At 54.4% G+C, this 21,006-nt stretch carries 18 protein-coding genes; 6 read left to right on the plus strand and 12 right to left on the minus strand.

The window, feature by feature from the left end; genetic code table 11:
- Nucleotides 1-4 precede the first annotated feature (4 nt).
- From ACSYSO_RS04695 to ACSYSO_RS04730, 8 genes are read right to left on the minus strand one after another with little or no spacing between them, the layout of a single operon-like run.
- Nucleotides 5-271, minus strand: a complete 267-nt coding sequence (locus ACSYSO_RS04695) for a zinc ribbon domain-containing protein (RefSeq protein ID WP_491701596.1) — start codon at nt 269-271, stop codon at nt 5-7.
- Between the two features lie 7 nt (nt 272-278).
- Nucleotides 279-518: a 2TM domain-containing protein gene (locus tag ACSYSO_RS04700; RefSeq protein WP_491701597.1), complete on the minus strand. Its 240-nt coding sequence runs from the start codon at nt 516-518 to the stop codon at nt 279-281.
- Nucleotides 470-844, minus strand: coding sequence for a site-2 protease family protein (locus ACSYSO_RS04705; protein ID WP_491701598.1), 375 nt, complete (start codon nt 842-844; stop codon nt 470-472). The genes ACSYSO_RS04700 and ACSYSO_RS04705 overlap by 49 nt, the downstream gene beginning before the upstream one ends.
- A 42-nt stretch (nt 845-886) precedes the next feature.
- Complete coding sequence (locus ACSYSO_RS04710) at nt 887-1,654, minus strand: ABC transporter permease (RefSeq protein ID WP_491701599.1); 768 nt, start codon at nt 1,652-1,654, stop codon at nt 887-889.
- Between the two features lie 4 nt (nt 1,655-1,658).
- Nucleotides 1,659-2,540, minus strand: coding sequence for an ATP-binding cassette domain-containing protein (locus ACSYSO_RS04715; RefSeq protein WP_491701600.1), 882 nt, complete (start codon nt 2,538-2,540; stop codon nt 1,659-1,661).
- Entirely contained in the window at nt 2,530-3,306 is a 777-nt protein-coding gene (locus ACSYSO_RS04720; RefSeq protein WP_491701601.1) for a SagB/ThcOx family dehydrogenase, read from the minus strand. The genes ACSYSO_RS04715 and ACSYSO_RS04720 overlap by 11 nt, the downstream gene beginning before the upstream one ends.
- Nucleotides 3,307-3,310: 4 nt before the next feature.
- Nucleotides 3,311-4,123 (minus strand): hypothetical protein, encoded by an 813-nt coding sequence (locus tag ACSYSO_RS04725; protein ID WP_491701602.1) that lies wholly within the window; start codon nt 4,121-4,123, stop codon nt 3,311-3,313.
- A 29-nt stretch (nt 4,124-4,152) separates the two neighbouring features.
- On the minus strand, nt 4,153-5,037 hold the full coding sequence (locus ACSYSO_RS04730; protein WP_491701603.1) for a hypothetical protein: 885 nt from the start codon (nt 5,035-5,037) through the stop codon (nt 4,153-4,155).
- Nucleotides 5,038-6,677: 1,640 nt separating this feature from the next.
- On the opposite strand from ACSYSO_RS04730, the gene ACSYSO_RS04735 reads away from it, so the two are divergent.
- Complete coding sequence (locus ACSYSO_RS04735) at nt 6,678-7,535, plus strand: SDR family oxidoreductase (RefSeq protein WP_491701604.1); 858 nt, start codon at nt 6,678-6,680, stop codon at nt 7,533-7,535.
- Nucleotides 7,536-7,990: 455 nt separating this feature from the next.
- Nucleotides 7,991-8,764: an SDR family NAD(P)-dependent oxidoreductase gene (locus tag ACSYSO_RS04740; RefSeq protein ID WP_491701605.1), complete on the plus strand. Its 774-nt coding sequence runs from the start codon at nt 7,991-7,993 to the stop codon at nt 8,762-8,764.
- Nucleotides 8,765-8,958: 194 nt separating this feature from the next.
- On the opposite strand, the gene lepA is transcribed toward ACSYSO_RS04740, so the two are convergent.
- Both lepA and ACSYSO_RS04750 read right to left on the minus strand, forming a co-directional pair.
- Nucleotides 8,959-10,839, minus strand: coding sequence for a translation elongation factor 4 (gene lepA, locus ACSYSO_RS04745; protein ID WP_489798183.1), 1,881 nt, complete (start codon nt 10,837-10,839; stop codon nt 8,959-8,961).
- 229 nt (nt 10,840-11,068) lie between these two features.
- Nucleotides 11,069-11,488, minus strand: coding sequence for a YjdF family protein (locus tag ACSYSO_RS04750; protein ID WP_491701606.1), 420 nt, complete (start codon nt 11,486-11,488; stop codon nt 11,069-11,071).
- A gap of 342 nt (nt 11,489-11,830) precedes the next feature.
- Between ACSYSO_RS04750 and ACSYSO_RS04755 the strand changes: the two genes are divergently transcribed.
- The 4 genes from ACSYSO_RS04755 to ACSYSO_RS04770 all read left to right on the plus strand — a co-directional run bounded on the left by ACSYSO_RS04755 (nt 11,831) and on the right by ACSYSO_RS04770 (nt 17,286).
- Nucleotides 11,831-12,859 (plus strand): ABC transporter ATP-binding protein, encoded by a 1,029-nt coding sequence (locus tag ACSYSO_RS04755; protein WP_491701607.1) that lies wholly within the window; start codon nt 11,831-11,833, stop codon nt 12,857-12,859.
- A 173-nt stretch (nt 12,860-13,032) separates the two neighbouring features.
- The gene (locus tag ACSYSO_RS04760; protein WP_491701608.1) at nt 13,033-14,052 is read left to right on the plus strand and encodes an ABC transporter permease; all 1,020 of its coding nucleotides are present in this window, start codon (nt 13,033-13,035) and stop codon (nt 14,050-14,052) included.
- 93 nt (nt 14,053-14,145) lie between these two features.
- Complete coding sequence (locus ACSYSO_RS04765; RefSeq protein ID WP_489798175.1) at nt 14,146-15,186, plus strand: LacI family DNA-binding transcriptional regulator; 1,041 nt, start codon at nt 14,146-14,148, stop codon at nt 15,184-15,186.
- A gap of 330 nt (nt 15,187-15,516) precedes the next feature.
- Nucleotides 15,517-17,286 (plus strand): glycoside hydrolase family 13 protein, encoded by a 1,770-nt coding sequence (locus ACSYSO_RS04770; RefSeq protein ID WP_491701609.1) that lies wholly within the window; start codon nt 15,517-15,519, stop codon nt 17,284-17,286.
- A gap of 220 nt (nt 17,287-17,506) precedes the next feature.
- Here the strand turns inward: ACSYSO_RS04770 and ACSYSO_RS04775 are convergent, their stop codons facing one another.
- Complete coding sequence (locus ACSYSO_RS04775) at nt 17,507-18,496, minus strand: hypothetical protein (protein WP_491701610.1); 990 nt, start codon at nt 18,494-18,496, stop codon at nt 17,507-17,509.
- Nucleotides 18,497-18,773: 277 nt separating this feature from the next.
- Nucleotides 18,774-21,002, minus strand: a complete 2,229-nt coding sequence (locus ACSYSO_RS04780) for an alpha-amylase family glycosyl hydrolase (protein ID WP_491701611.1) — start codon at nt 21,000-21,002, stop codon at nt 18,774-18,776.
- Nucleotides 21,003-21,006 lie beyond the last annotated feature (4 nt).

Here is a 21,006-nt window from a genome sequence, read left to right on the forward strand (position 1 = left end):
CGGATTATCTCCTATCTGATTCAATATTCGTGTTCCAACGAGGCATTAACTTCAGTTGATTAATAACCTGCTTTTTAGCAATTTCTGGGATGTGATGTCCTTCAAGAGATACCCTTAGATGCCTTTCCATGTCGGAATAGCTCACATCTTCTGTGAATTGCCCGTCTTGATAACAAGTTGAGCAATATACAGACGATTCGGAAGCATCTAATTCAGTCCCGCGGTTATCGCAAGTCAAAGGTTTCATACAACTACCACACAATTGATTCACTGGATACCTACTTATACTGACGCAAAGATATGAATCTAATGAAGACTACTGCTCCCCATCCAACAATTGGCCAGATTGCCCAAAAGTTTTCTGGAAAAGAATAGCCAGGGATAATAACGATAGTTGCAATATTGATTAGCATGAAAACTGTAATACCAACGAGGTATCGCCATAAACCTTTAATCGCAGCAGTTTTCTTCATTTGGTATTCGTCGTCATGAGAGTGTTTATGTGGATCGCTTTCCATAAATCAGACCTTTCTGAAGGTAGTATCGGAACTAGTAACTGTGTTAGGGGAACAACCAAGCTCCACATGGGTAATTCGAAACGTATCAAGAAAAAGGTATATATGATGAGCCAAATCGTTGACATTGCAGGACCGGCAAGGAAAATAAGCCGATTCTTCCATATGGATGAGAGAAGCACGAATGACAACTCACCACTAGTAGGAAGAATCCTGAAACTTACCGAACTGATATGCATAATCTCCCACCCATCACCTAACCGAATTGAGTGGACCGTTGCTCGCACTAGCTTCGCTATGGCATAATGTCCAACTTCATGCAAGCACATGCCGATCCACGCAATAGAAAAAAACCTATTATTGGCACACGTTCACCTATCCTTATTGACACGGTATGCAATGATTCTGGTCAGCACCACGCTCGCTACAGCACATATGAAAAGCGACACGGCGAAGGTAACAGTCAGCTGTGTGGTCATATTGTCATTCCAAATACCTTCAAGAACCTTATATGTCAGGTACATAGGGGAAACATTGGCTACGCGCTGGAGCATACTCGGTAAGGAATCTATGGGTATTACAACGCCTGAGCAGAACAAGAGTATGAAGAAGATACTTGAGCCAATCAGTTGCAGTGCGCGTGCAGAAAATGGTAGCACAGCGACTAGCCTGGCCACACATACGAACATGATATAGGAAGCCAAAATCGCTAATACGAACATCACTGGGTTTCCTTGGAATTGAATCTGAGAGCGGTACACAGTAAACACGTATACGCACATCATAGCAATCGAAATGAATAGAATGAGGCAGTATGCAACGGATTGAGCTACGAAACGTAACCACGAAGGTAACGGTAACAACCGCATTGCTTCGCTAACACCAGTTTCCTTCTGTACAGCAAGATCGGCAGCAACTCCCATCAAAGTGAAGTTTGCGATGAGAAATGACGTATCAATAGCAACAAGCGAATTATAAATTGGGACGCCACCGCTATTATCTCCACTCCCATACGAAGCCCCAAAGATGATAAGTAAGATGAGCGGAAAAATCAGTGTAAAGAAGAGCGAAACTGGTTCGCGCAGAAATCTTCGGAACTCAATATTAGTTAAGTCTTTCAAAATATATAATTGTTGCATGACATCACCTCTGAGATTGAATCGTGGCTAATGCTATGTCGTACATGTCTCTCGTGGATGTCTCTTGTATGGCGTCTGCCTCTTTTTTCCATGAGAAATCATTCTCGTCATCGGAATAATACCAATATCCCTGTTTCCCTGTTACAGTGAAACCGTTCCAATCAGCAATTGCTGATTGAGAAAATGTTTTGTAGCGTACTGAGTATGTGTCCACAAACTCTGTCTTCGGCACATTCAGATATCTATCCTTGCCAAGTATCAGCACATTATCAGCGACCGCAAACGCTATATCCAAGTCATGCGAAGCGATAATCACATCGGTTCCTTCCTGCCGTATAAGGCTGAGGACTTCTTGTATGGCATCACCAATCTCAACGTCGGTTCCTGCGGTAGGCTCGTCAAGAAGTAGCAGTTTGGGATGTCCAAGAATAGCTAAGAAAACAGTGACCCTGCGCTTTTGTCCTCCTGATAATCTGCTTGCATACTGATCCCAAACAGACTCCATGTCAAGTAAACGCGCGAATCGTTCACTGCGTTTCTGTAACATTGCTCGCGGATACTCGGCATCTGCATATGAGTCCAAATACAGTTCCACATACTCTGAAACACGCACGTTTTGCATGAACGCGGCATCCTGCATTTGGAAAGCAAGCTCTCTTCGCTGCTTGTATCGTAACGTTTCAGCAGGTGCTGATAAACAAGAAACATGTCCTGATGTCGGACTGCTCAGGCCTGAAGCCAATCTGAGCAATGTTGATTTCCCTGCCCCATTTGCGCCCGCTAACAATGTTATTCCGCTTAGCAAGGAAAATGACACGTCATGCAGCACTTGTTTATCAGCGTATCTTTTGTTGACATGATCGAACACGAGTGTACTACTGTTCATCTGGCACCCCTATCGCCATTCCAAGTAAAGGCAGTTCTCGGTCTTCGAGTGACATTAATTCACTTGCTTTTTCGCTGGAATAAGCAGCGACCATACAAGTTCCCAAGCCAAGTGAGACAGCAGCAAGCGAAATCTGAGCAGCAGCAATACCGCAATCAACATTAGCAAGACGATATCCTCTATAACCGTATTTCCATACATATCGTTGCGCTTGTGACGTTAGCATGATACACGCTGGAGCCGTTTGGCAAAAATCTGCAGACACAAAGACTTCTGATAAAAGCACGTTGACCGAGCCAGTCCATACAGACACCAACACGTTCTTAAGCGGATCGTAATAGTAGAGTCCTGACTCAAGTCCCGCTATATTTCTAACAATAACATATACGTTAAGAGACTGTAGACCACCGGCAGTTGGTGAGAGCAACACAGGATATTGATGTGTGTTATATGCATTATAACGATGCTGCCGCAACCCCACCGAAGATGCCAGAAGAGCCCCGAGACGGTCTCTCTCAAATCCTTCAGGCTTATATGCCCTAACAGAATGGCGCTGCTCAATAAATGCGCTCAAACTAGAAAAATCTTCATTTTTGAACTCGTTAGCATATGGAAGAGCTATTCGCACGCAATCTTCAGGGTAAGACCTCACTGTAGGCGGTGCAATGAGACTGTGCGCGTGGTCTATTCTTTCGGCAATATCCGCATTTTCAAATCTCTCATGCACATCATTGATCTTTTCATATATTTCAAAATCTTGTTCCATAAGATTACTGATTCCTTTCACTCTGTTCTTTTGTAACCGATATACCGTCATCACTAGGTATGACTTGGAATGCCGCAGCTACAAAAGAGTCTGTATAATTCACTCCAAGCTCACCCAGAACAGGAGCATCAAAAATATGCCTATACATCTTTGCTCTGACGCCCGCATTTACTCGTCCGAACATCGAATTCAGTATCTGAATTATTTCACCTGCTGCGATTGATGAGAAGACTAATGAGCGTTCCCCATATACTGCTGTCGACCGTTTAGGATGGCTGATTAACAGTACAATCTCATACAGCTCTTGATGGCTTGAATTAGTCTGCTCGAACCCAATGATGTTATTTGTGATTTCAGATAAGTGAATCGTTTTTTTCTTAAGCAATTTCCCAATGGACGGAATGAATCGAAAACTTATATCGTCACGAATAACCACTATGTCTGTTTCAAGTAGCTGTTCTTGAACTTCTTCAAAATGCTCATGGATCGCAGAGAGAACATCATGCGATAAAAAGCTATCAACAGAGTTCAATATAGTGTTATCACTGGATAAAATCTTGCTGTCTACATTGTATACTGTCGAGTGGTACCACCTCGCAAGTTTAGAAATCCGCTCAGAGAGTGTTTCATAATCTTCATTGTCAACTCGATCAAAACGACTCTCCATTAAATAACGCTGAAACTCTAAAGGACGTTCGAACCGCAAAATATAGCGTAGCTCGTTATTATTTTGTATATCAAACGAATCGGGATAAGGTATCAGAGTTTCTTCAAGTTCGACATATGTGTCGTCATTCGTTTCTTGATTGTATTGCAATGATTCTACCTCCTCAATGTATGTGATGTTTACAAATAGTCATGCGTTGTTGCATGTTCTAATTCAGTAGAAGGATTATTCGGGAAAGGCATAATATCAACAAAATCGTACCGTAGACTTTCCGCGTCAAAAACTATTGCTCGATTCTTAGTTTTCATCTTGCCTGTCACGAGATAATCAAGAGGAAGATGAATTCCATAAAACAGTAGAGGGTTAAGAGCGAAGTTAGGATAGCACGCACTATCAAGCGGAGCCTCTTTATATGAACGATATTCAGCGGTATGCGTCCATGTTGACTCGAGTTGTATTTCCATCTCATTGTATGAGACTGTTATGCCACGATACGAGATTGGTGAAATGAAGGTAGTACTCCCATCAATAAAACCGATTAGCAGCGGTATCCCTTTTGCAACTGACATCTCATCTATTTTGTGGAAGAAGTCTGAATCAAAGTGCCCAAACAAAACTGAAATAAATGCAGCTTGCTCGTCAATCTCTTCTTCCGGAGAAGAAATTATATACTGCATACCAGTATTAGCGAGATTATAACGTATTGCTTCTGCTACTTGATCTGATGAAGTAACAAATTGGATTTTCTTTGATGAAGTTGATTCGAGCGAAGTGAAAGGCTGTTTACTATCAATCAAGTGATAATAAGCGTCAGCATCGGAAGAATCAGGAGGCAGTAATATATGCTGCTCGAGTAGAAAACTGAGTAGTTCGTTTCCGCTTTTCTCATCATCGACCTGTCGTGAAATCAGATCTTCTGTCGGAATGACACGGTCACTAAGAAGACGCAGTAATAAGGTCTTGCTATCTGCATCCTTATCATCGAAATTCAAAGTAAAAGATACTTTGCTTGTGATTCCATGCTTGATAAGGAATTTATTCTCACCTATACGAATAGCCTGCACATATGGATTTAATCTGTACGGTTTCAAAGATATCTCCCCAAAGAGGTAAAAATTGACACTATAGAATCTGGCTACGCCAGCGCAATGAAAGAAACGAAATACACATTTTGCCCGTAAAGGCAATCGTGATAGAAAACAGTTTACGACTGTCGTTATTTTGCATACAAGGCATTTGCTTTTCATGGATTGCACTAAGTGCAATCCATGAAAAGCAAATGCAGTTGCCTGCGCGCCGGAAGAAGGTTATAGCCCAACTACACTCGCTATAACGTGAATCTGCGCTATATGGCAGATTAAAGCGAACCTCTGCTACTTATGCATTATCAGCACCAGCACCAGCAACACCAACCATCACCAAGTGCAGCAACAGAATCGCTCTTGTATACGCTTTCAACTTTATCTTCAAGCTTAACATTTTCCATAGGTCTATCCTTTGTATGTGACTGTTGTTTGAGTAGTGTTAGGTATCTTTAAAACTTCATCGAAACCACCCACCACCACTCATTATCATCTACGAATGTTACGAGAATGTTACTTAACTAACATTACTTACTAAATTGTAAGATATTGGCCATTTGTGGTTCATGCACCAGCAATGTTGTTTGAGAAGCAATTTCTAGTCAGATCTTCTGTATCTGACGCAGACCCATATCCGCGCTGATGACAAGTACCTCCATCCCTGGCAAGTTCTGCTAAGTCCTTGTTTCTTTGTACTTCTGTCTATCCATCGAACTACTCAGAATGAAGCCAACCCTTCTCACACAGAACAGACATTCGCACGACATTCATACCCCCGCGCACGATACCACGCGAAACCTCCCCTCGTTTAACGACCGGCTATGCAGTTCAGCCTCAGTGAAACGGTCGGAGAATTTCTTGAGCTTGATGTCTTTGTGCAGCTCTAGTGCAAGAGCTCAAGTCAATCTTAGTGCCGCACTTTACGAGAGCATGCTACACGCGTTCGAGAGGGGATCCGGCAATGACGTCCATATATAAAGACAATGAACCTCTAAAGAATACTCCTGACACCACCAAACTCATACGTGATTTGAAAGCATATCTTGCCTTGGGCAATTGCTAGTGGAATCATAGGTGCCGTTTTGGGGCTGTTCGCGTACATCGGCCATTGGATTTCGTGAATCTTTGGCCGGCCTCGATGACTTGCCACTGACTTGCACACGCATGACATTGGCAGCTGGATCATGACGAGATAACCGAGATCAGTATTCCACACGCGAAAACCTTCGCACACGATTCAATGAAACAAAGAAGCCCCCATTAAGCACACCGACATCAAACCTCCGAATCTCGCCGGGCTATTACTTCCTCACAGTGGACAATGATTGCCAATAGCTGACGGCTGCACGATCACGTGCAACTACGCAAGTGACGATATGAGCCGCTCGTGATGACCTCATGACGTGCTTTTGGGATTCGGTTTCGTTCAGTAGGGACGAAACACTGATGTTGACGAAGACCGATTTTAAGAATGGCGGAATTCCGCCAATCCCATTTGGGCATTTCCCGATCTAACCGTTTTCGCTCCTACTGAATAAAGGCAGTCAATCATAAAGCGCTGCATCTCCAGCGGTGATACAGTGGCTGTCAATGGGATTTTCCGGTTGACGAAAGAGACTGATATGACTGATGCGGCAACGATGAATATGGACAATGACGCCAAAGTCGCGGTGGTGACGGGGGCTTCGAGCGGTATCGGGCGGGCCATCACGCGCTCGCTCGCGGCGAACGACTGGCGCGTGGTGGCGCTGGCTCGGCGCGAGGAACGACTCAAGGTGCTTGCCGATGAGATTAACGCCGACGGTTTCGGAAAAGACGCCGATGAGGCTGATACTGCAGATGTAGCTGCCGAACCGCGCTGCGCCTACGCGCTCTGCGACGTGACCGATGAGGCATCCACCCAAGCGGCGGTTGACAAAGTGCTTGCGTTCGCGGACGGGTGCGGCGGCGCGGTGAAGGCGCTCATTAATTGCGCCGGCGGGGCGATCGGCCAAGATTCCGTCGAAACCTCCAGCCTCGCTGATTGGCGTGATATGTACGAACTGAACGTCATCGGCACCCTGCGCGTTACGCAGAAGCTGCTGCCCGCGCTCAAGTCCGCGCCCGGCGGCGGGTCGGTGGTCTTCATCTCCTCCACCGCGGGCATTGAGCCCTACGAGGGTGGCTCAGGCTACTGCGCAGCCAAATCCGCCGAGCGCGTCTTGGCTCGCGTCTTGCGGCTTGAGCAGGTCGGGCAGCCGTTGCGCGTCATCGACGTCTCGCCGGGTATGGTCAAGACCGAGGAGTTCTCGCTCAACCGCTTCGACGGCAACCAAGCCAAGGCCGACGCGGTCTACGCCGGCGTTCCAGACCCTCTTACCGCCGAGGATATCGCCGAATCGGTGCGCTGGGCACTCTCCCAGCCAGACACAGTCGACATCGACTCGATCGTGGTGCGCCCGCGCGCCCAAGGCTCCTACACCAAGCTCGATCGCCGCTGAGCCGCCGACGCTTGCTTCACTAAATTGCAATCAGCGTCGCTTTTGACGCGCAAGCAAGGTATACACCGACATTTGCGTCACTGAGTAACGGTCAGCGACGTTTTTGACGGCACAATCCCGTTGGGCGCGCCATTTGCGTCGCTAAGCCGCTGTTAGCGTCGCTTTTGACACGCAAGTAGGCCGGATGCCGACGTTTACGTCACTGAGCAGTTGTTGGCAATGCTTTTGTCGGCTCGAGCAAGTGCGCGGCCACCAATTGCGACACTGCGTCGCTGTCAGTGACGTTTTGACGACGCGAGCAGGGGACGCGCTGCCGGCTGCTTCGCTGAGGAGAGCGAGCGCCATTTGAGAAGCGGCCTTGCTGCCGACGCGCAGTCGCACGCCGCGAATTTAGCATTCCCCCAATCTGGTAGGTATACTGAAATAGTCCAATACACTATTGAAAGGTAGCAAATATGGGACGTCTAGATAGCAAAGTTGCAATCATTACCGGCGCAGCAGACGGCATGGGTCTTTCCGGAGCGCAGATTTTCGCCAAGGAGGGTGCCAGCGTAGTGCTCACCGATGTGGTGGAAGACAAGCTGAACGCCGCCGCCGAAGACATTCGTAAGGAGGGCGGTGAGGCCACCGCCATGAAGCTCGACGTCTCCGACCCCGAGCAGTGGAAGCAGGTCGTGGAAGCCACCGCGGCCAAGTACGGCAAGATCGACATCCTGGTCAACAACGCCGGCATTCACATCGCCAAGAACATTATGGAAACCGACGTCGATACTTGGAACAAGGTCATGAACATCAACTCCACCGGCGTGTGGCTGGGTATGAAGGCCGTGGCGCCCTACATGCAGAAAAATGGCGGCGGCTCCATCGTCAACACCTCCTCCATCGGCGCGCTGATGGGCGGCATGGCCACCGGTTTCGGCGCGGCCTACAGTGCGTCGAAGGGCGCCGTGCGCTCACTGACCAAGTTCGGTGCCGCAGAGTTCGGCAAGGACCACATCCGCGTCAACTCGGTGCACCCCGGCTCCACCTACACCGGCATGGCTCGCGCCGCAGGACTGAAGACCAAGGAAGACATGGGCAAGGCTTACGACGGCAAGGCCATGCTGCCCCCGTATGTGGCCGGCCCAGAGGACATCGGCTACGCCTACCTCTACCTGGCCTCAGATGAGTCGCAGTTCGTCACCGGCCTCGAGCTCATCGTTGACGGCGGCTGGACCTACAACTCCTGAGCCTCGCCTTCAGCACGCGCACTACAACTGGGCCGCACATCCGCAGAATATCTGCACGGTGTGAGGCCCAGTTGTATTGCTACTGACAGCGCGGTAAGTTGAAAAGAGGCAAGGACAGCAAAAACCGACCAGCTCCTTGACCTTGCCTCATAACATGTAACAGCAAGTGAGCCGTCGGATTGCCTACTCCTACGTTACCCTTCGGTCTTTTGGGCGGCGCGGATCTTGTCTTTGGTGTCGCGGTCGTTGCCGCCTTCGCCGGTAGAGAGTGCGGCGATGAAGGCCTCCTGCGGCACCTCCACATGGCCGAGCATCTTCATGCGCTTCTTGCCGGCCTTCTGCTTTTCGAGCAACTTACGTTTACGAGTGATGTCGCCGCCGTAGCACTTGGCGAGCACGTCCTTGCGCAAGGCACGGATGTTCTCACGGGCGATGATACGCGCGCCGATGGCGGCCTGGATGGGGATCTCGAACTGCTGGCGCGGGATGAGCTTCTGGAGCTTCTTGGTCATCATCACACCGTAGCTATACGACTTGTCACGGTGCACGACGGCGCTGAACGCGTCGATCTTCTCGCCCTGAATCAAAATGTCCACCTTGACCAGGTCGGCGCTCTGCTCGCCGTCCTCCACGTAGTTGAGCGAGGCGTAGCCTTTGGTGCGGCTCTTGAGCTCGTCGAAGAAGTTGAAGACGATCTCCGCCAGCGGGATGCGGTAGTGCATCTGCACACGCTCGGGGCTTAAGTATTCCATCGTGCCCATTTCGCCGCGGTGCTCCTGGCACAGGTCCATCACCGCGCCGATGAAGTCCTTCGGTGTGATGATTTCGGCGGAGACCATCGGCTCCACAATCTCGCGAATCTTGCCGTCCGGGAACTCGCTTGGGTTTGTCACCTGATGCACCGTGCCGTCTTCGGCGGTGACGCGGTAGGTCACGTTCGGGGCGGTGGAAATCAGGTCCAAGCCAAACTCGCGCGAAAGCCGCTCCGAAACAATCTCCATATGCAGCAAACCGAGGAAGCCGCAACGGAATCCAAACCCGAGCGCCACCGAGGTTTCCGGCTCATAAATGAGCGCCGCATCGTTGAGTTTCAGCTTGTCAAGCGCGTCTCGCAAGTCCGGGAACTGTGCGTTGTCGACCGGGAACAGACCCGCATACACCATCGGCTGCGGGTCTTGATATCCAGGCAGCGGCTCAGCTGCCGGGTGCACTGCGGAAGTGACCGTGTCACCCACTTTGGACTGCGAGACATCCTTGGCACCGGTGATGATGTAGCCGACTTCACCTGCGCCGAGCGCCTTGGTCGGCGTCATATCCGGACTGATCACGCCGATTTCTATCGGGTCGTGCGTCATACCGACGCCCATCATGTGCACTTTTTCGCGGGAAGTCAGCTCGCCGTCTTCCATGCGGATGTAGGTGACGATGCCACGGTAGGAATCGTACACGGAGTCGAAAATCAGCGCGCGTGCCGGAGCTTCCGGATCACCATGAGGTGCCGGTATCTCCATCACGATGCGATCGAGCAACTCGGCAACCCCTTCCCCGGTTTTTCCGGAGACACGCAGCACATCACTCGGCTCGCACCCGATGAGGTTCGCGATTTCTTCGGCATGCTGATCGGGTTCGGCGCTCGGCAGGTCGATCTTGTTCAAGACCGGAATGATGGTTAGATCATGCTCGATAGCCATGTAAAGGTTGGACAGTGTCTGCGCTTCGATGCCTTGCGTGGCGTCCACCAGCAGCACCGCTCCCTCACAGGCCGCGAGCGCCCTGGAAACCTCATACGTGAAATCCACGTGGCCGGGGGTGTCGATCATGCCGAGGGTGTATTCGGTGCCGTCGAAGGTCCACGGCACGCGTACGGCCTGGGATTTTATGGTGATGCCGCGTTCCTGTTCGATGTCCATGCGGTCCAGGAACCGGTCGCGCATCTCACGTTCGGGAACGATGCCGGAGAGTTGGAGGATGCGGTCGGCTACGGTGGATTTGCCGTGGTCGATGTGTGCGATGATGCAGAAATTGCGAATCAACGACTGGTCGGTGTATCCCGGTTTGTTCTGTGCCTCTGCCAACTTGGCTCCGCTCCTCGTCCCGCTGCGCTATGTGCCGTCGCTTGTTGTCCTTGCCAACCTAGCAGCGCGCAGCCTTATCAACTGCATTCAGTCTAACCGACGCGGTGGAAACCCAAGAGCGGCGACACTCTGCGGCGTGCAGGAGCAACTGCTCTGCGCGCCCTTGCCGGCAATCACTGTTGGATGTGCTGCGCTGTGAACCATCTCGAAGCGCTGCATCGAATATTGCTTAATGCCCTTTGTGCTTGCGTCTGCGTTTCATCTGTTTAAGCTGGAACCGTTGTTCTTGCAGCAGTCTCTTGTCTTCTTTCGACCGTGCTTTGCGCCCCTGCTTCCGCTGCTCCTGTTGAAGTTTGAGCGCCTGCTGCGCCTTGGTGCCAATGCCGTCGGCGCGCACTGCCTTTTGGGCGTCCCTGCTGAGCCGTTTCGCGCCGCATTTTTTAGCTGGTTTCAGCTGAACCGGTACGGCTGGGCTGAATTCCAACTCATCGTAGTGGTGAAGTATGAAATCATATATTTCACGGTCTTTGGGTTCCGCGCCGAACGTCACTTTCGCGGCCGAAAGCTGTTCACCCTCGTTTCGCTCAAAGACCCCGACCCAAAACGGGTCCTCGAAATACACCGTCAGCGTTCCGCTTCGGCTTGCCATATTGTCCCTCCATGTTTGTGTTCCATGAAGAAGGGACAACCCGGAGGGGCAGGTTACTTACCTCTGGCGAGGCGGCCGGGCTACCTACCGGCTCTATCGGGCGAGCGCCCGAATTGCGTTTTTATCTTCACTTGAGCCATGCGGTTACTTTACTATCGCTGTTTCAAGTCGCTCACATCGCTCGCCTCGAGCATATCATGATTGGCTGTCCACTCACGGGCTGGCGTACACCGCTCACCATTGCGGGCCGACCGCTTGACCGTTTTCGCTTTCGCGCACACCGGTTCTGGGGCAGACTCATGTTTGCACCAAACGCAACGAATACGAAAGGGCGTGATAGCGATGGCGACATTGCTCCGGGCCAATCATCTCACCAAATTCTATGGCAGCCACCGGGCGGTGGGCGACATAACCCTCGGCATCGAGCGCGGCAGCCTCACCGCTGTCATCGGGCCGAATGGCGCCGGGAAATCCACCACCATCTCCATGCTCATCGGCATCTCCAAGCCCGACGGTGGCACCATAACCTACCCGGACTATGAACGCGCCCGGCAGCAAACCGGCACGGGGCGACCCACCATCGGTGTGGTCTTCCAGAACAGTGTGCTTGACCCGCAGCTCACGGTGCGCGAAAACCTGGCATGCCGCGCCCGACTCTACCAATCAATCACCGAACCGAAGGCACGGGTAGAGAAGCTCATCGAACTGGTGAGCCTTGAACCGTTCGCCGACCAGCGCTACAGCACGCTTTCCGGCGGCCAGCGGCGCAGCGTCGACATTGCCCGCGCGCTCATCAACGACCCCGATATCCTAGTGCTCGACGAGCCGACCACGGGCCTCGACATCACCACACGCCAAGCGCTGTGGGACTTGCTCAGCAGACTACGCGAGGAGGCACGGCTCTCCATCCTGCTCACCACGCACTACCTGGAGGAGGCCGAGCACGCCGAGCAGGTCTACGTCATCGACCACGGGCGGGTCATGGCTTCCGGATCAGCCGAACAGCTCATCGGTCAATACGCGCAATATCAGCTCTCGCTGGTTATCAAGCCCGGTGCGCAGAAGCAGGCAGATGCCGCAATAAACGCCACCCTCAATCAGCTGGTCGCGCCCGAACGAATCCAACGGAACGTATCCGAACCCACACTAGATCCCGCACCCATGCATACGGACACACTCTCACCTGTATCTGCACCTACAGCCGCGTCTACGACCTTGCCCAACCTCACCCACCGCAATCTGACCTTGCCGAACGCCGACCAGAGCCTGACGATGCTCACCGCGCTGCGGCCCTATCTTGCCGACTTTGAATGCCGCCCAGGCACCATGAACGACGTATTCCTCGCGCTGACGTGCGATCCTGACCGCTAACTGCATTCCGTGAGCACTTTAAGAGAGTTGTCTCGCTAACCAATTTGCAAAACGCTGAAACTCCGCTGTTTGGCAAATCCGAAACTCAGAATTTCCTTCCAAAAGTGTTCACGGAACGAAAGCGCCTCCAAAATTAAGCCTCTTATGACCAAAATTCACCGAAAGACATCAATATGCTCACCCTTGCTCGCCGAAACGTCACACTCTACCTACGCAACCGCACGGCCGCGTTCTTCTCGCTCATCAACGCGCTCATCGGGTTCGTGCTCTACCTGCTCTTTTTGAAGGACACCATGGCCTCCAACTGGACCGGCGGCAGCCAAGGCCTGAGTCAAGGCACCATCAACAATCTGCTCGACTCTTGGCTCATCGGCGGCATCCTCGCCTCCACGGCCGTCACCACAGCGCTGATTCTGGTCGCCCAGATGGTGCGCGACCGCGAGAACGGGCTCGACGTCGATTTCTTGATGGCACTGCACTCCCGCTGGCGCATCGCATGCGGCTATCTGCTCAGCTCCACCGTCATCACGTTCGCCATGCAACTGGTCGTGCTCGTCATCATCGGTGGTTACTTCACGCTCACCGACGGCATTACCCTGCCATGGCGAGATGTGCGAACGGATGTGCTGTTCCTCGCAGTCATGCTACTGGCCGCCGCGCTCAGCTCACTGCTGTGCTACGCCTTCAACGCGGGTATTCGAACCCAATCCGCCGCCTCGGGTCTCACCTCGTTCCTCGGCACGGCGGCAGGATTCCTCTCCTGCGTCTACTTCCCCATCGGTGTCATGCCGAAGGCAGCCCAGCATGTGGTCCAGTTCTGGCCCGGAGCCTATTGCGCCTCGCTCATGCGCCGACTGCTCATGCCCGATGCCGTCAGCGACGCGTTCTCAGGCACCCCGCACGCTTCCGACATGGAGCAGGCGTTCCGTGCCAAAATGGGCATCGGCTACAGTCTGCCCGGCATGAGCGGCGATGCGACGACCTCGGCCACGCAAGATTATGCCATCCATTGCGCGCTGACGTTCGCACTGGTGATGGTATGGATGTCGGTCAATGGCTGGGCGTTCATACTCACCAAGGAGCTTCCCCTGTTCCTGGGTGCCTTCGTCGGCATCTACGCGCTGGTCTGGATTATCAATATCGTCTACGCCAAGCTCACCGCCCGCAGTATGAACCAGCGCCTGCGCCAATAAAACTGACAAAACCGATAAACCTGCTCCCCTCGGCAAGTGGCTCGGGGCTACGCGCACGCTAGAATTAGGGATAAGCAGAAGGCAGGAGAGCATATGCAAGCCAGCATCGAAGACGTGGCCGAACAGGCGGGGGTGTCTATCACCACGGTTTCACGCGCGTTCCGGCATCCCGATCTCGTGGCTGCCGCAACTCGCGAACGCGTACTCAGCGCAGCCCGGAGCCTCGACTTCTCCATATCCCGCTCCGCTTCCCTGCTGCAGACCGGGCAGACGCATCGCGTGGCATTGCTCATTAACGACCGCTCATCCTCATGGTTCAACGCGCACGTGTATGAAGGACTGAGCGAAGTGTTGCAGCCGTTGGGGTACGACATGGTGTTCTATCAGGTGAGCAGCAGCGCACAACGGCGCAGCTTTTTCGAAGAGCTGCCGATACGGCGCAATGTAGACGCTGTGGTAGTGGCTTCGTTCGATATTGAGGGCCGCGAAGTGGAACGGCTCAAAACCATGCACGTGCCCGTGGCCGGCATCAATGCCATACCTCCCGCCGCCTTTGACGTGAGCGTCGGCATTGACGATGAGGAGGCGATGCGCCGGGTCGCCCGCCATCTGATTTCCTTGGGCCACCGTCGCATCGCCTTCCTCACGTTCCCCAACGAGAGCGAAGGTGCTAATGCGTTGCATTTCAGCGCCAGCCTGAGAGCCAAAGGATTCATAACAGAGTGCGAGCGGGCTGGAGTGGAGCCGAATATCATCACTGTACCGGAGGGTGAGGGAGCCATTGACTCAGCGCTCAACCAGCTGTTCGCTCTTGCCTCCATGCCTACAGCAATCTGCTGCGAACAAGATTCCTTGGCGGCTCCCCTGTTCAGCCGTTTGCAAGGGTTTGGCTACCGTGTGCCCGAAGACGTATCAATCACTGGTTTCGACGACATCGACATTGCTCGGCAGATCGGACTGACCACCGTGCGCCAGGACCCTGCGGCGATGGGCCGGCTCGTTGGCACCAGCTTGGCGCAGGCGATGGGCGAAGGCGAGCCAGCCAGCGACACCTCGACTCCGGCGGCCTTGCCAAGTACCTATGAGGCAACCATCATCTTCCGCAACTCCACCAAACCGCCCAAAAACCGCTAGCCACTAGGCAAAGCCTCACTGCCACCAACGCACCGAGGCACGAGCACAACACAGTATGGCAGCCCACTGACTCACAGCATTGCAGCGAGTCAGTACACCGCACGAACGCACGCTGATGTTGTCACACAGCGCAATAGAGCATGGCGCCCCAGTTGTAGCGCACTCATCACCGTCATGAAAACGCTTTCGTTCCGTAGTATTTCACATCGTCCCAGATAACCTCAAACCTCCCTCGTGTTGTTTGTTAAATCTGCTATGCTAGCGTTGTCATAAGAACGATGCTGCGACGTCACAATACAGCATCGCAACGCTCAGACCAAAGGAGGCAGCATGACCGACAACAACGCACGCAGCGACTGGTGGAAGCAAGCGGTCGTATACCAGATCTATCCACGCAGCTTCAAAGACGTAAACGGCGACGGCATCGGCGACATCGCCGGCATCACCGAGAAAATGGACTACCTCAAAGCCCTCGGCATCGATGCCGTATGGCTCTCCCCCTTCTACCCCTCAGCGCTCGCCGACGGCGGCTACGACGTGGACGACTACCGCAACGTCGATCCCCGCCTGGGCACCATGGACGATTTTGACGCCATGGTAGAAGCCGCGCACACCGCCGGCATCAAGGTGATCGTGGACATCGTCCCCAACCACACCTCCAACCGCCACGAACTCTTCAAGGAAGCGCTCTCCTCCCAGCCCGGCTCGGCCGCACGCGACCGCTACATCTTCCGCGACGGGCGCGGCGAGCACGGCGAGCTGCCTCCCAACGAATGGCGTTCCCTCTTCGGCGGCAGCGCTTGGGAACAGGTGCCGGACGGCCAGTGGTACTTCCACATCTTCGCCGCCGAACAGCCCGACCTGAACTGGAAGAACCCGGACGTGCACGAGGAATTCAAGAAGACCCTGCGCTTCTGGAGCGACCACGGCACCGACGGCTTCCGCATCGACGTGGCCCACGGACTGGCCAAGGATTTCGATTCCAAACCGCTTGAGGAGCTCGGCCGCGAATTCACCGTGGAAAACAACCAGCAGGGTGTGCTCGAAGGAGTGAACCCCATGTGGGACAGGCCGGAGGTGCACGAGATCTACAAAGAGTGGCGCCAAGTCTTCAACGAGTACAACCCGCCCCGCTTCGCTGTGGGCGAGTCTTGGGTGGTGCCCGAGCACCAGCATCTCTATGCCTCCCCTGACGAGCTGGGACAGGTGTTCAACTTCCAGCTTTCCAGCGCCGCATGGACCGTACAGGCCATGCGCAAGGCGATCGAGGACGGATTGGACTCGGCGGCGCACAGCGGCGGCTCCACGGCCACGTGGGTGATGAGCAACCATGACATGCCGCGCAACGCCACCCGCTACGGACTGCCGCAAGTACCAGCTCCCGATTCCCACCAGCTGGCCAAGGATTGGCTCATGCGTGACGGCACCACCTATCCCGAAGACCGCGCACTGGGCGCCAAGCGTGCACGCGCCGCCATCCTGATGGAAGCCGGCCTGCCCGGTTCCGTCTACATCTACCAGGGCGAAGAGCTCGGCCTGTACGAGGTGGCGGATATTCCGTGGGATCGCCTCGAAGACCCCACACCGTTCCGCACCCATCAGAACTTCACCGACAAGGGGCGCGACGGCTGCCGCGTACCGCTGCCGTGGACCGCCGACGATGTACCGCAAGCCGCTGACTGGAGCGAATCCTTCGGTACTGGCGCTTCCTTCGGGTTCTCCCCCGCAACCCGTGCTGACGGCACTGCCAGCGCAGACCCGCATCTGCCTCAGCCGCTCTGGTTCAAGGATTTCACAGCCAGCAGCGAAGCTGGAGACAGCACGTCGATGCTCACCCTGTACCGCCGAGCTTTGGTGTTGCGCGCTCAATTGCTCACCGCCACCGGCGACACCACGAGCTTTGAGTGGAAGGATATGGGAGACGATGTCATTGCCTACAGCCGTCCCACCGCCGATGATGCGAATCGTACATTCGTGAGCGTGACGAACTTCGGCGATCAACCAGTGCAGCTGCCGGACGGCGAAGTCGTCCTCACCTCCGGCGAGCTGGACGGCAACGGCCAGCTGGCACAGGACGAGACCGCTTGGCTGCTGGTCTGATCTGAGCGTCCAACGCAAACGGGCTTGTTCCGACACACAACAATCGTCGGAACAAGCCCGTCGCATATCTGTGCTCGCCCATCCAACGCAAGCCTCACAGCACGATGCTTTCACCCGCCCACTCCCCATCCCCAGCGTGATGCATTGCGCTACATGACGCAAATATCGACAGAAATAGCCTGTTTTTTGTCGATATTTGCGTCATATGTCCAAAAATGCGTCATAGCTGAGACGGGGCATACCATCGCTTGATTGATCGAGGTACGCCGGCACGGCTCAAGGCTGCGACCAATGGCTCTCGATCCATCATTTCGCTATAGGTACACCGTATGATCGCCGTAACATTCGGTTCTGCAAGCAGCGCGCGCTCACGCTGCTGCTCTTCCTGCACCACCCGCCGAATGCTGCTGTTCCCGGTCATCGCAGGATCGGTGTACTTCTGCATACCATCGAATTCAACAATGACCACACCGCCATCACTCAAAGAAAACTCGAAATCTGTTCTGAACACGCGTCCCGGACGGTAAGGATTACGGTGCACCACCTGCATGAGCGGCGACGGAAAGCCTTCCTCCAACAACGTGCCGCGACACAGCGACTCTCCTACACTCCCGCTATGTTCACTTGCATGAGCAACCAAAGGCACCAGTTTTGTTTTCCCTTGACGCATGCACGCCAACGTAGACTCTAACTGGCTGTGCATCACTTTGCCCAGACTCAACGCGGAGTCAAACATGCTCAGTGCGTCGCGAAACGGCATCATGCCGGCACAGGCAAACAGTGTGTCAGCAACGCTTGTCACCCGCACCCCCTGCACGGTATTGCAATCCTTTGATTCTGAGTGAATGTGCTGAAGCCGGCGGCCAGTCCCGCGTCTGGTTCGCCCCTGAGTCGCAATGTATATTGTCGACTCGTCATACCAATAAGACGGGCCTGCGATGCGATGTATGGCAGCGGCGCTCAATCCGGCGAATACCCAGTCCGGATGCACCAGACTGAGTGCACGTTCGACCCATAGCATCCTTTCGACGCGACTTAGCCGCTCCCATACGCACGCATCGGCATAAACGTTTGGATACGGCTTCACAAGAACGCCTTTATGCCAATAACGCGACAACTGTTTGTGCTCAGACCCATGGCGAGGCACGGCGCAACGATGGTTGCGATGGGCACGGCTGACGCAACTCGGCAATGATTCATGTTGATGCATGCCGCAACAATATCTGCATCGGAACCACCAGCGACCTTCATCACAGCAATGTGGTCGAACGCTTCGCGCTTTATGCCTACTGTGGATAACCGTGTCGCAGCACCGCACCCCATTGCTTCGCATCCTAGCCAGCCATTCTCCCGACTGACACATTTTTAGACATTGGCGCAAATATCGACAGAAAACAGGCTATTTTTGTCGATATTTGCGCCATATAGTGCAATTTGCCATCGCGCACGCGTCGAAGACGACCGCTGAGTCACGATATGTCACCGCATCACGCCGTACGCCGCCAGATGCACAGTGAACGCGGTGGCATGTGCACAGAGCAGATTTTAGCGGGGACAATGGCGGCAGCAGGGGCAGCGACCTTATCGGGGACGACCTCACCGGAACCGATTCCGCTATTGGCCTGATGAACACCCGGGCAACGGAAGCCGACGGAACGGGAACCAGTAGCATGATCGGCAGCAGAACGGCTACCGCTCGAACATACGCCGCTCTTGACGACGCCGTCCGCACGCAGCGCAACTGCAGAGTCGGCAAGTAGCTCCCAGCCCACGGCGGTGCTGCAACCGGCACATGCGCCTCCGTCGGCTTCCTCACAACGCCCCGCAGCCAACGGCAGACCAGCAGCATCACAGGCAATATCGAATTCGCAGGCATCCGCGCTCGCATTGGCGGCGACCAGCAGGGTTTCGTTCCCCTGTCCGACAGCGAAGGCGAGCGTACCGTCGCCGGCATGCAGCGGTGTGCGAGGAGCGTCGTACAGCGCAGGATATCGCTTGCGCAGTATGATGAGCCGGCGATACCACTGCACCAAAGGCGACAAACGTGCGGCTCGATTCCAATCAAGCCGGTTCAATTCGGCGCTGCGATCGAATGAATTGTCGCAGCCGAACTTGGTTCTGGCGAACTCCTCGCCAGAAAGCAGGAACGGCGTGCCAGGCGCGGTGAACACCAGTCCGGCAGCGATGGCATTGGCTGCCAGCATGTCGTGGACACTGGCATCGTCGGAAATTGCGGAGCCACGCGCCATACGCGCATCACCCTGATGCGGCAGCACTGTCTGTGCGCCGAAATCCGCCGTGGTGGGGTTCTCGCGCATCGTGAGGCACAGTTTGTCCCACAATGTCAGGTCGTCGTGGGCGGAAACGTAGTGAATTTGCCTCCCTGCATCCCCCGGTTCCGTCAATATCTTCAGCAGCCGCCTGGCTGTATTCGAATCGTCGGCATCCGCGCCGCCTGACCCTGCGTTGACGAAGCCATGCGAGCGCTCGTCCATCACACTGCCTTTAATGCAGTCGCGCAAGTCGTCGCAGAACCATCCGATGCCGTCATCCAGCGATTTCAACCCTGTCCCCCAGGCCAGCGTTGCCGGTACATCACGCGTATCTTTTTCGTTGGCTACCCACGGTTCGCCGTACATGAGCACGTCGTTGCCGCCGGGCAACCGGTTGATGGCGCGGCGCGCCTCGTTCATGGTCTGCACGTCGATCAATCCCATCAGATCGAAGCGGAAACCGTCCACGTGGTATTCACTCACCCAGTATTGCAGTGATTCGACGATGAAACGTCGGAACATGGGGTGTTCGCTGGCCATGTCGTTGGTACAGCCCGAACCGTCTCTCAGCGTTCCCGACGCTGTGCGACGGCAGAAATACCCTGGCGCTATGCGTTCGAAGGAGTTGTCCGGCGTGTACATGTGGTTATAGACCACGTCCATGATGACGCGGAAACCAGATTGATGCAACGCTTGAATCATCGCTTTGCATTCGCGGATTCGACAGGCGCCGTCGTCGGGATCGCTGCTGTAGGAGCCTTCCGGCACATCATAGGCCACGGGGTCATATCCCCAGTTGTATCCGCCCGGCTTGGTTTCATCCACTGAACCGTAGTCGTAGAAGGGCATGATCTGGATATGCGTCACCCCAAGGTATGTGAGGTAGTCTATGCCGGTTGGGAACGCTCCGGCTCCGTCCACGCTGGTTCCCATATCGCAAAAGGCTGCGTATTTGCCACGATGCTCGGCGGGGACACCGCTGTGAACGTCGTTGCTGAAATCGCCGATATGAGTCTCCCACACGACTGTGCTGTGCTGTGCGATCCGTGGCGAGCGGTCGTGGCTCCACCCCTGCGGATCGGTGCGGGCAAGATCGACCACCATGCTGCACACGCCGTTGGCGCCACTCGCCTTGGCCCATGGGTCTGGGCTGGTGGTGCTCGAACCGTCGGGAAAGTCCAGCTCGTAGTCGTAGTAGGTACCGTCCAACCGTTGCGCAACCGTGGCATTCCACGATCCTCTTTCTCCCGGCTCAAGGTCGAATGTCGCCCAAGCAGCTCCTCCCCGACCGGTGGCATACAGGCGAAGCCGCACCGCCGAGGCCGTGGGGGCCCAGAGCGTGAACTGTGTGGAACCGTCGGTACAGCGGGCACCAAGTGGACCCGAATAATAAGGGTACGCACAATCGAAATCTGCGGGGGCGTGCGTCGGTGAGACTGGCATGAAT

The sequence above is a fragment of the Bifidobacterium sp. ESL1130 genome (genome assembly GCF_058507935.1).